The sequence below is a fragment of the Nostoc sp. DedQUE02 genome, from assembly GCF_034531035.1.
Taxonomy (GTDB): domain Bacteria; phylum Cyanobacteriota; class Cyanobacteriia; order Cyanobacteriales; family Nostocaceae; genus Nostoc.
In genome coordinates, this window is the sequence record NZ_JAVRBY020000006.1 from 134,026 (window position 1) to 146,457 (window position 12,432).

The following is a 12,432-nucleotide window of genomic DNA, read 5'->3' on the forward strand; positions in this document are numbered from 1 at the left end:
GGTGATTTCATGCTAAATTAATCATCTTTGTTCAGTATAAATCACTCTGACAATCATCAAAAAATTTGACAATTAAATGCCTAAAATTCATCCTTCATGTTTGTTTTTTTGCCAGCGCTTAAGTCTTACTAGGAGAGAAAGTTATCAACAGTTGGCTCTTGATCGGGAAAGAGATTTTTATGCCTTCATTGTGAGCTATTCTTAGTGAGTAGAAATCTTGAAAATAGAGAAAATCTTAAGAGCCTCACAATAACTGCATACTCAATATTTTACTTAGATGTTTAAGCACAAATAACCATCTTCACATAATCTTCACATTATTTACCAAATGCATATACAAGTACTGATATTTGTATATTCTTCATATTCTTTTATCTAGGCAATAAACAAACACAAAGCAGTAGGCAAATGTTTGAAAGGGTGATAGAAAATACATATTTTTCTTTTGGATGCTACGATGCCTGCCTCTGGATTAAGCTACATCTAACAGATACAATCAAGGGCAAGCGATGCCTGTAACTGGCTACGCCTACGTATGGTGCAGACATTCGCAAAAAAAAAGAGACGCAGCAGTGCTATGTTTCTACAAGGGTTTTGGTATAACGCATATTTAACCCTCTTTTATCACTCTCGACAAAGTATAATTAGGAGCGATCGCAAAAACACCAGACAGAGAGTATGGTTGAGCCTCGCCCACCTGCACCCACAGTAAAATTTGTGGACAAATACTGCCAGTTGTATCAAAACCTCTTTCCAGAAGTTAGAAGCTTTGAAGCTTTTAAGTACCTACACATGGGATGTGTTTCTGATATAAAACGTAAAACTTTACCAGAAATAGCGAAAATTGTAGGGCTAGATAATCATCAAGCATTACACCATTTTTTAACAGAATCACCCTGGGATGTACAAGAATTAAGGAGGCAAAGGTTAGAATTAATATTATATATACTTCAAGGTCGCTCAATAATACTAATTATTGATGAGACAGGGGATAAGAAAAAAGGAAATACGACTGATTATGTGAAACGACAGTACATTGGAAATTTAGGTAAAACAGATAACGGTATTGTGGCGGTTACAGCATATGCAGTCTTATCTGGAATGACGTTTCCTCTAATATTTGAAGTATATAAACCGAGGGAAAGACTACAACCAGGAGAGAAATATTTAACCAAACCTGAAATCGCCGGGATAATGATCAGAAAATTGCGGTCGATGGGGTTTAGATTCAATCTGGTGCTGGCGGATAGTTTATATGGTGAAAGTGGTAAAAACTTTTTAAGCGTACTAAATGAATTAAATCTTAATTTCATTGTAGCGATTCGCTCAAACCACAGAGCATGGGGAATTACAGACTCAAAAGTAAAATACTCAGATTGGCAAAGATTCAAGCGTGTTTTCTCGGATTTAAGTTCAGAGAATAGATATATTAGAGAGATAATATGTGGGAAAAAATCGAATATCAAATATTGGCAAATAACAACGGATTTTGAAGAGATTCCGACAAACACAACTTGGTACGTAATGAGTAAATATCCAGAAATTACCCCAAGAGAAGTTGGTAATTTTTACGGTTTAAGAACTTGGGTAGAATATGGTTTAAAACAAAGTAAAAATGAATTAGGATGGGCAGATTTTCGTCTAACTCATTATTCACAAATAGAAAAATGGTGGGAAATTGTTTTTAGTGCCTATCTGTTGGTTAGTCTTCATTCCGAACAACTGCTAAAATTACCACCACAATCTGAATCTAGATTTTCATCACATCCTTGGTGGAATCAAAGTAATGGTTGGAATAGTATTCTGAATAACCTCCGTTTGATACTTCAACCATTTACACTATTTAACTTAATAAAACCTTGGTTAGAGGTCTTTACAGTCCCTAAGCTATCTGAGGGATTTTTTCAACTTCAAATGATTGTTAATAATCTGACTTGCTCAATTTTTCAAAACTTCAATATCCCTTATTTCTATTTTTCCTCTGCCTAGAGTGACAAAAGAGGGTTAATTTCACTTCTATGTCTAATCGAATGGGAGGTGCTATTTTGAGTACCTCCTATTCCATGCGTAGAGTTATAAAATTAAACAACAACCACAAAATTGTTCTTAGTTAGTGACAATCCAGTGGATAGTTGTGCAAATTTTACCTGAGTAAACCCAGACGCACTGCCATCTTGATCAAAGAACAATGCACCTGTGATATTGTCATAGATAAATCGTTGATTGCTTGTGGTTGCAGATGTTCCAAGTTTCAGCTGGCTAGCAGCGAGTGAACCTATTGATAACCCGCCACCAAAACCAGCAGCCGATACCTGAATCAATTCAGTAGTAGCGTTGAAGTCATAAATAGTGTCAACACCTTCATTGAAGCTATTGAAGGCAAAGGTATCAGTACCATTATTTCCATAGAGGGTGTCATTACCATAACCACCTGTGAGGATATCATTGCCATCACCCCCAGAGAGTAGGTTACTGCCTGTTGAACCCCTAGTACTCAAGTTATCGTTACCAGCGCCACCGTTAAGAGTATCATTGCCATTGAGGGTGTAATCGCTTAATAGACCAAATGCTTCGAGAGTATCATTGCCATCACCTCCAGACAGTAGGTTATTGCCTATTGAATTGTTAGCACTCAAATTATCGTTACCAGCACCACCGTTAAGGGTATTATTACCAAAGGAGCGATCGCTATGAAAGCCTAAGAAGCGACCCTGGTATTCATCGTAGTAAGTCTGGTATTCGCCAGAGACGGAGAGAGTATCGTTGCCATCACCTCCAGACAGTAGGTTATTGCCTACTGAACCTTTAGCACTTAAGTTGTCGTCACCAGCACCACCATTAAGGGTGTTATTACCAGACGAGCGGCGATCGTAATCGCTTACTCGATCGCCTTCTAAGTAGCCACAGACAGAGAGAGTATCATTACCATTGCCACCATCCAGTAGGCTATCGTCTAGTGAAAAGTCAACATTCAAATTATCGTTACCAATACCACCAATAAGAGTATCATTCCCCGCATCACTTTGCAGCCAGTCATTACCTATACCACCAACAAGGGAGTCATTGCCCGTACCACCAATGAGAGTATCATTCCCTGCACCACCAATTAGAGTATCATTGCCCACACCACCCCGCAGCAGGTCGTTGCCACTTTTACCATCAATTTTGTCATTACCGCCCTGACCATTGATAACATCATCTGAATCGTCTAAACCCGTAATGTCATTGTCGAGGTCATTGAGGAAAGTTACTGTATTCTTGATACCCAGGTTAGTATCAGTGGAGTTAGCATTGAGGACATTAAAGTTGTCGGTAATGCTAGTTTGTCCATCAAACAGGATATTACCTATAGCTGGTGTTGTGCCAAAAGCTTTCAGGTTTTCCAAGTTTTCTAATTTGAAGTTTTTGAGGATAACTTTGGTATCAGCCACTCCTTCAAAGGTGATTTCCAGATTGTTAGCATTTTGTGTGAGCAGCAGATTTCGGGCATTTAAGCCAGCACCAAGGAATTTGATGGTATCGACTTCGGCAATGATTCCTGCTGTCGGGCTTGTTCCTTTACCGATGCCACCGAAATCGGTAATGGTATCAGTACCGTCGCCCAAGTTGTAAACAAATATATCCTTTCCACCGTTACCAGTTATGGTGTCATTGCCTGCAAGACCCTTAATTGTGTCTGCGCTGTTACCGCCCAGTAGAGAATCATTCCCGTTGGTTCCAATGATATTTGCCATAACTTTTACCTACCTAAATCAATTTTTTCAGTAACTTTAAATTCTCAACTCAAAGTTCGTGCTGTTTCAGAGCAAAAGAACTCACCGAGAGTTGACGCTTTCGGCATACTTTCTATGTCATCCTTCGGACTTACGCACAATAAGATCCCCCAACCCCATTAAAAAATGGCGTTTTTAGGATTCCCCACTTTTTAAAGAGGGTTATAGAAGATATAGGTTTCAGGTTTTCAGTCCGTAAGTCTTAACCCGATCAAGGACAGTAATTTTTCTCGAAAATCCACTTTGTTGAACAGCTTACAAGTAGCACTTACCTAAGTGTCAAAGTATTATAAGCTACATAAATTAATGACCATATAAATAAACTGAAATAAGTCATTTCAGGTTTTTTATAATCATCGTTGATAAAACAGCGTAGCCTTAGCTTAACTAAGGCATCACTATAAAAGCGCCGTCAAATCAAGCTTAAATACCTGAAACTCACATAACACCTTGAAAAGGCTAGTCCTAGCCGTCTTGAAAATAGGTAACACTTAACTCTTTATGGGAAAAGGGATTTTCATATCCTCGTTGTGGACTATTGCCCGTGCAGTTCTAGCTTCAAATTAGGGAACATTTAAGTAACCTGATACTAACTAAATAACTGAATATTTACTTAGATGTCTATAGGTAAAGAACTATCTTTGCATATTCTTTACATTATATGCCGAGAAATGTAAGTGCTAATAGGGTATTCTTCACATTTTAAGAATTTAACGTGAATTCGACGGCTTATATAGTCTTGGTCTAATTAAAAAACCTCTCCCTGGTTTTACGTAGTAAAACCGTCCCTCTCCAGTTACCAGAGGCACAGGCTTGAACTTTAGTTCAAGGCAGGGAGAGGTTCGTCGAACTCACGTAGTTTATGGTAAAGAATTCGCAGACAGCAGTTACAAAGAAGTTTGAGCGCAGGCAGGCTTCAAGGCAGCAAACTTTGGGAATGCTCGAAGGATTGCTCAAAAAATACGTATTTTCCTTCTTGCTTGCGAGGATGAAGTTCAAGCGATGCCTGGGTTAAGCTACGCCTACGCATGACGATGCATTGTATCTAAGCAAGAATCGTTAGAGGTTAACAAAGTTACAAACGCAGACATAATGAGACTCAGCTAAGAACACTTGCAACCATCCGCACTATACCAAAAGTGAGGAATTAAACCCAACATCTACTCTCTGTTAACACTAATTGTATTGATAAATCAAATGCAAGGTACTATTTTCCGCACCTTGCAATTCCTGCCGCTTAGTGATGTAAGAATGCTAATTCCGGTTAAACAACCACAAAGTTATTTTTGGTTAGTGACAATCCAGCTGATAGTTGTGCAAATTTTACCTTAGTAAACCCAGACGCACTGCCATCTTGGTCAAAGTATAGTGCACCTGTAGTGAAGTCATAGATAAATCGTTGATTGCTTGTCGTTGCGGATGTTCCAAGGGTAAACTGACTTGTCTGAAGTGAAGGTATTGATAACCCAGCACCAAAACCAGTAGCCGATACCTGAATCAGTTCATTAGTGGCGTTGAAGTCATAAATAGTATCAACACCTTCATTGTAACTATTGAAAGCAAAGGTATCAGCACCATCATCTCCATAGAGGCTGTCATTACCGTTCCCACCTGTGAGCGTATCATTGCCATCGTCACCGTTGAGCGTATCATTGCCATTGCTCCCCACAATCTTGTCATCATAAAAAAATGTACCTGAGATGTTTAATCGTTCGATATTTTTATAGCTAACCCTACTACTCCCAACCGTAATCAAGCCAATATTAGTAGTAGCATTGAAAGTCGAAGTGATTCCTTCAGTAGCATAGTAAATATCAAACGACAATAAATCGTCACCTATCCCCCCATCTATCGTATCATTGCCACCATAATAGCCCCCAGAGAGCGTATCGTTGCCATTGTTTCCCACAATGTTGTCATCGTAGGCTGTACCTGAGATATTTAATCGTTCGATATTCTTGTAGTTAACTAGATTCGTGTCCCCCGTAATTGAACCAATATTAGTAGTAGCATTGAAAGTCGAAGTGATTCCTCCATCAGCGTCCTTAAAATCTACGGTTAAGTAATCGTCACCTTTACCCCCATCTACCGTTTGAGTCACTAGAGAAGAGGGGGCAATATATGGAGTTTTCAAATAGAAGGAGTCATTGCCATCGCCCCCAAAAAGCAGATTATTGTCTGATGAATTCTCAACAATCAAGTAATCGTTACCAGTGCCCCCATCTAGTAGGTTCTTGCCTGATGAATAGCTAGCATTCAAGTAATCGTCACCAGCACCACCCTTAAGGGTGTTATCGCCAAAGACAGTATAAATTCCGCTCTCGTAAGAGTATGTGTCGCCAGAGGCAAAGAGAGAATCATTGCCATTGCCTCCATCCAGTAGGTTATTGCCTGATGAAATCTCAACATTCAAGTTATCGTCACCAGTGCCACCGTTGAGGGTGTTATTGCCAGAGATAAAAAAGATGGAGAAGTAGGGGTCGGAGTCGGGGTTGTAGACGGGGTAGCCAGAGGCAGAGAGATAATCATTGCCATCGTCACCAGAGAGCAGGTTATTACCATTTGAAGCAGTCAATCCATCGTTACCTGTACCGCCAAGAATCGTATTATTACCATTGGCGCCCGCGTCGAGATTATCATTGCCATTGCTCCCCACAATAAAGTCATCGTAGGCTGTACCTCTGATCTCTAATCGTTCAATATTCTTGTAACTAACCCGATTCGTGCCTATTGTAATAGAGCCAATGTTAGTAGTGGCATTGAAAGTCGAAGTAATTCCCTGAGTAGCATTCCCGTTATAGGACGACAAGGTATCGTCACCTGTCCCTCCATCTATCGTATCATTGCCGCTAATGCCCGCGTCGTGCTCCAGATCGAGAGCAGTGCCCACGACGAACGTATCATTGCCATTGGTCCCCACAATAAAGTCATCGGAGACAGTAGTTGAGATATATAATCGTTCGATATTCTTGTAGCTAACCCGATTCGTGCCTATCGTAATAGAGCCAATGTTAGTAGTGGCATTGAAAGTCGAAGTGATTCCCTCAGTAGCACCGTCGTTATAGAACGACAAGTAATCGTCACCTGTTCCTCCATCTACTGTTTGAGTCACTAAGTCAGAGGGGGCAGGCTTTGAGGCACTTAAATAGAAGGAATCATTGCCATTGTCCCCAAAAAGCAGATTATTGCCTGTTAATTGGTAAGTACTGAAATAATCGTCACCAGCACCACCCTTAAGGGTGTTATTGCCAGAGATGTAATAGGCAGAGAGATCATCATTGCCATCGCCTCCAAACAGCAGGTTATTGCCTGTTGAATAGTCATCAACATTCAAGTAATCGTCACCAGTACCACCGTTGAGGGTATTGTTCCCCACACCACCCCGTAGCAGATCGTTACCAGTACCACCGTCGAGGGAGTCATTGCCCGTATCACCAACGAGGGAGTCATTGCCCGCACCACCAATTAGAGTATCATTGCCTGTACCACCTCGCAGCAAATCGTTGCCACTTTTGCCATCGATTTTGTCATTACCGCCTTGACCATTAACGACATCATCTGAATCGTCTAAACCCGTAATGTCATTGTCGAGGTCATTGAGGAAAGTTACTGTATTCTTGATGCCTATAGTAGTATCAGTGGAGTTGGCATCGAGGACATTAAAGCTGTCGGTGATACTATTTTGCCCATCAAACAGAATATTACCTATAGCTGGTGTTGTACCAGAAGCTCTCAGGTTCTCCAAGTTTTCTAGTTTGAAGTTTTTGAGGATGACTTTAGCATCAGCCACCCCTTCAAAAGTAATTTCCAGATTGTTGCCATTCTGGGTGAGCAGCAGATTTCGGGCAGTGAAATTAGCACCAAGGAATTTGATGGTATCGACTTCGGCAATGACTCCTGCTGTTGGGTTTGTTCCTTTACCGATGCCACCGAAATCAGTGATAGTATCAGTACCGTCGCCGAAGTTGTTGTAAACAAATATATCCTTGCCGCCGCCACCAGTCAGGGTGTCGTTGCCCTCCTTAGCTGTGATAGTATCGTTGCCTGCAAGACCCTTAATCGTGTCCGCGCTGTTAGTACCCAGTAGAGTATCATTACCGTTGGTTCCAATGATATTTGCCATAACTTTTACCTACCTAAATCGATTTTTTCAGTAACTACAATTCTCAAGTTGCTGTTAGTGCTGTTTTAGGGCAGAAAAAACTCACCTAAATTTGAGGTTTTCGGCATAGTTTATACGTCACTCTTGAGGAACAGTAATTTTTCTCGAAAATTCACCCGATGAAAAGCCTTTTACGTAGCACTCAATCTTACTATCTCCGACTATCTAAGTCTTAAGCATTGTACAAATTCATCAGCGTGTGCATTCAGTCAAACACATAGTTTTAGGCTTTTTTAATCATCCTTGATTCAGTAGTAGCAGCTACGCCCACCCAGCGTCGGCATAGTCCGCACTTCTCTGCGAGATGCTCCGCGTAGCTTGCTTCCACGAAGTGGTACGACAAAGCTCAGTGAACACTGCAGGCATCGCACAAAAAGCGTTGTCAAATCATGATTGAATGCCTAAAACTCACACTTGATGTTTGGTTTTTTTGTCAATGCGTAAGTCCTACTATCTTGAAAATACGGAACAGTTGACAGGGAATAAGGAAAGATAGATATTTTTATACTGTCGCTGTAGGCTATTGCCCGTGGGTGTTTAGCTTGAAAATAGGGAACATCTAATAACCCGACAATGGCTACATACTAACATATGTACTTAGATATCAATACATTTATTTGCATACTCTTTACATTATTTGTCAATAAATGTATATAGACATACAGAACTTTGTCTATTCTTCACATTTTGATAGTCAATCAGAAAGCAGAAAGCGTAAGCAAATGTTTTAAAGAGTGATAAATAATACATGTTTGAGTCTTTGAAGCGGAGATGCCTGGGTTGGGCTACGCCTACGCGTGGTTAATGTTTTGTATCTGGGTGAGAATCTTTAGAAGTTGCTATAATTCAAAACGCAGACATGATTCAACTTCGCCAAGAACACTTGCAAACGATCCGCATTCATGCCGAAAGCACCTACCCAGATGAGTGCTGTGGTATAATTTTGGGCTATCTGGCTAATGAGGGCAAAACTGTGGTGGAAGTCATGCCAACAGAAAATGCTTGGAATACAGAAGCGGTGGCTGAGTTTCCAGGGGAAGAGACAACAGCAAGTAAAAGACGGCAATATACGATCGCACCCGAAGTTATGCTAAAAACACAAAAGCAAGCACGCGATCGCTCATTGAACATTATCGGCATTTTTCACTCCCATCCAGATCATCCTGCTATCCCTTCAGAATGCGATCGCTTATACGCTTGGCAGGGATACTCGTATATAATAGTCTCCGTCCAAAACGGTAAAGCTGGAGAACTCCAAAGCTGGAGTCTTGATGATACTCATCATTTCCAACCAGAGGCAATTGAAAATATAATTTAACGGCTTAATTTCAAGACGGATATCGTTTTTCGATAGGATTAATATTCCCGCTCTCGCACATCATAAATGCTATGCTAAATCCCAACCTGGATGAAATCCAGTTGACCAAAGACGATTACGAACGCTACTCTCGACACCTGATTTTGCCGGAAGTAGGATTAGAAGGACAAAAGCGCCTAAAAGCTGCCAGCGTACAGTGTATCGGTACAGGTGGACTAGGTTCACCACTACTTTTATATTTGGCGGCGGCAGGTATTGGACGCATCGGCATAGTCGATTTCGATGTTGTCGATACTTCCAACTTACAACGCCAAGTAATCCACGGTACATCTTGGGTGGGTAAACCTAAGATTGAATCGGCAAAAAACCGCATTCACGAGATTAACCCCTATTGCCAGGTTGATTTATACGAAACCCGCCTGACTTCCGAAAACGCCTTGGAAATCCTGCGACCTTACGATATCGTAGTAGATGGCACTGATAACTTCCCCACCAGATATCTAGTTAACGACGCCTGCGTATTGCTGAATAAACCCAACGTCTACGGTTCAATTTTACGCTTTGAAGGGCAAGCGACTGTATTTAACTACGAAGGTGGCCCGAATTATCGTGACCTTTTTCCAGAACCACCACCACCAGGGATGGTTCCCTCTTGTGCAGAAGGTGGCGTATTGGGAATTTTGCCAGGAATTATTGGTTTAATCCAAGCAACGGAAACTGTCAAAATCATTCTCGGACAAGGTAACACTCTCAGTGGACGATTGCTGCTATATAACGCCTTGGATATGAAATTTCGGGAATTGAAACTGCGTCCTAACCCGATTCGCCCAGTAATTGAAAAGCTGATAGACTACGAAGAATTCTGCGGGATTCCCCAAGCTAAAGCAGAGGAGGCAAAACAACAGTTGGAAAGTCAAGAAATAACCGTCAAGGATTTGAAGGAATTGCTAGATAGCGGTGCGAAGGATTTCGTACTGCTGGATGTCCGCAACCCTAATGAGTATGATATTGCCAAGATTCCGGGTTCAGTGTTGGTACCTTTACCAGACATTGAAAATGGGAATGGTGTTGCAAAGGTGAAGGAAATATTAAACGGCCACCGCTTAATTGCTCATTGTAAGATGGGCGGGCGATCGGCAAAAGCCCTCGCCATCCTCAAGGAAGCCGGGATTGTCGGTACGAATGTCAAAGGCGGAATTACCGCTTGGAGTCGAGAAATCGATCCTTCAGTTCCAGAGTATTAACAAGAGAGGCAGGGGAAGCAGGGGAAGCAGGGCAGGTAAGGGAGGAAAGAAGGTTATTGTTCAGTAATTCTTCTTTCCCCGTGCCTGCCTCAACCAAAAAATTCCTTAACCGAACGATTGGGAGGCAGGGAAAATATTGCTCTCTGTTTCCTGCTGTGAGTAGAGCGAGTTTGCGGTTTAAATCCTCACTTCCCCATCTCCTGATGACCTTTTTGGAATTAAAAGTTAAGAAAAAGAATAATTTTTAATTAATTTTAGTCCAAAGCTAAGGGACTTGCGTGAAAATAAAGTACCAATAAACCAAGTTTTCGACACTTCGACTATGCTCAGTGCATCGCTGCGCTCAACTGTCGAAAGTTGAGGGTTGAGCGCAGTCGAAACCCGTCTGGTTGGGACACTATTAACCCGCACTTCCCTAACAATGATAGATAGCGCAGTGTTAGCGAGTCCACGTACTCTTCCCCTACGGGAACGCGATGTGCAACTTATTGTTGGAACACCACTTCTATTCCTCTCCCCGAAAGGTCAAGAGGCTTTGATTCTTGCTTCTCAACGCTAGCAGGGAAGGGGCTGGGGGTTAGGTTTGAAAGAAAGTCGCACACGGTGCTACGGGACGCTACGCGAACGGCAAAGCAAGGTACGCACAGCATCTCGTAGAGAGCGTCTGGTAATTTTTAATTAATCATTTTTAATTTTTAATTGGAGCGAAGCGCTTGACTACCTCGACATCTCGTTTCAATATTTTATGGGTGCAAGTTTGGGTGTTGGCAGGGGTGCAGGGAGCAATTACCCTTACCTGGTTAATTTATAATATATATTTGCCCCAACTTTTGACTGAATTTGGTTTTCCCACCTCATTGGCAGTTGGGTTGGTGATATTTGAAAATGCCTTGGGTGCAGTGCTAGAACCCTTGATGGGTGCGCTTTCAGATCAAGCTAGGCGCTGGATAGGAAGTCGTTTTCCTTTCATCTCAGTAGGTATGATTCTCGCATCGGCTTTGTTCATTGCCATACCATGCGTTGTAAGTTTGATCCCGCCTACTACCGTGATGCGTTGGCATAGCCCGCCGCAGGCATCGCTCTTACCTATAGTATTGGTAGCTTGGGCATTGGCAATGACAATATTTCGCTCTCCAGTTATGTGCCTATTGGGAATGTATTCGACACCAGCCCAGTTACCTTTAGCAGTAAGTTTTGTCACTTTAGCTGGTGGTTTGATTGGAGCTTTTAGACCGATAAGTTACAAGTTTATTCTGAGTTTAGGGCCAGTTTATACCTTTGCAATTGGTTCTTTTGTCATGTTGGGGGCGGCGGCTGTGTTGCGGTTAGTTAATCCTCCAGAAGCACCAGTGGATAAACATCAAGCAGAAACAGTAAAGTTGCCCTTACAGAAATTGGCTTTGATTTTAGTAACTGGTTTTGGTGTCGCGTGGGGTATCCGATTTCTCATGGATGTCTTGGGAAAAGTGCTGAAAGCCCAACTGAATACTGATAATATTGATGTGCTGATGGTTTGGATTGGAATAGCGATCGCTATTGCCAGCATACCAGCAGGTATCTTCGCCGTCAAAATTGGCAATCGTCAAGCAATGCTTTGTGGTATCTGTGCAATCATTCCCTCGTTATTGCTGATGATATCTGTGGGCGCACAAATTCCAATAATTGTGTTAATCGTTGCTGGCTTTAGTTTAGTTGTTAACGGGGCAATTCCTTTTGCTTTAGGGCTAGTACCCCAGCAGTGGGCGGGATTAGGAGTTGGGATGTATTTTGGTGGGTTCGCTTTAGCGATGAGTTTGTTTGGCGTTATATTTCCTCAACTGCAACAAATAACACCTTTTGTTGGTGCTGTTGGGGGTGGATTGGCATTTTTCCTGGCTGGTATTTGCATTGCGGTAAGTGGCATTTCTGAAACGCAGAGGTTTAACGTATAGGGAC

The 12,432-nt window shown here is 41.8% G+C and carries 5 protein-coding genes and 2 pseudogenes; 5 read left to right on the top strand and 2 right to left on the bottom strand.

Features of this window, described 5'->3' with window-relative positions:
- Window positions 1-678: 678 nt before the first annotated feature.
- Window positions 679-1,989 (top strand): IS701 family transposase, encoded by a 1,311-nt coding sequence (locus RMX98_RS08470; RefSeq protein ID WP_322676608.1) that lies wholly within the window; start codon window positions 679-681, stop codon window positions 1,987-1,989.
- Between the two features lie 92 nt (window positions 1,990-2,081).
- Here the strand turns inward: RMX98_RS08470 and RMX98_RS08475 are convergent.
- Both RMX98_RS08475 and RMX98_RS08480 read right to left on the bottom strand, forming a co-directional pair.
- Window positions 2,082-3,734: pseudogene (locus RMX98_RS08475) on the bottom strand (calcium-binding protein); the annotation flags it as partial.
- Between the two features lie 1,303 nt (window positions 3,735-5,037).
- Window positions 5,038-7,896 (bottom strand): annotated as a pseudogene (locus RMX98_RS08480) (beta strand repeat-containing protein); the annotation flags it as partial.
- A gap of 898 nt (window positions 7,897-8,794) precedes the next feature.
- Between RMX98_RS08480 and RMX98_RS08485 the strand changes: the two are divergent.
- The 4 genes from RMX98_RS08485 (at window position 8,795) to RMX98_RS08500 (ending at window position 12,428) form a co-directional block, all read left to right on the top strand.
- Window positions 8,795-9,253: a M67 family metallopeptidase gene (locus tag RMX98_RS08485; RefSeq protein ID WP_322676605.1), complete on the top strand. Its 459-nt coding sequence runs from the start codon at window positions 8,795-8,797 to the stop codon at window positions 9,251-9,253.
- 71 nt (window positions 9,254-9,324) lie between these two features.
- Entirely contained in the window at window positions 9,325-10,497 is a 1,173-nt protein-coding gene (moeB, locus tag RMX98_RS08490) for a molybdopterin-synthase adenylyltransferase MoeB (protein WP_322676604.1), read from the top strand.
- Between the two features lie 364 nt (window positions 10,498-10,861).
- Window positions 10,862-11,056, top strand: coding sequence for a hypothetical protein (locus RMX98_RS08495; RefSeq protein ID WP_322676603.1), 195 nt, complete (start codon window positions 10,862-10,864; stop codon window positions 11,054-11,056).
- 154 nt (window positions 11,057-11,210) lie between these two features.
- The gene (locus RMX98_RS08500) at window positions 11,211-12,428 is read left to right on the top strand and encodes an MFS transporter (RefSeq protein WP_322676602.1); all 1,218 of its coding nucleotides are present in this window, start codon (window positions 11,211-11,213) and stop codon (window positions 12,426-12,428) included.
- Window positions 12,429-12,432: the final 4 nt, after the last annotated feature.

Coding starts and splice junctions, on each gene's coding strand:
- RMX98_RS08470 (WP_322676608.1), top strand. CDS start 679: ATGGTTGAGCCTCGCCCACCTGCACCCACAGTAAAATTTGTGGACAAA.
- RMX98_RS08485 (WP_322676605.1), top strand. CDS start 8,795: ATGATTCAACTTCGCCAAGAACACTTGCAAACGATCCGCATTCATGCC.
- moeB (WP_322676604.1), top strand. CDS start 9,325: ATGCTAAATCCCAACCTGGATGAAATCCAGTTGACCAAAGACGATTAC.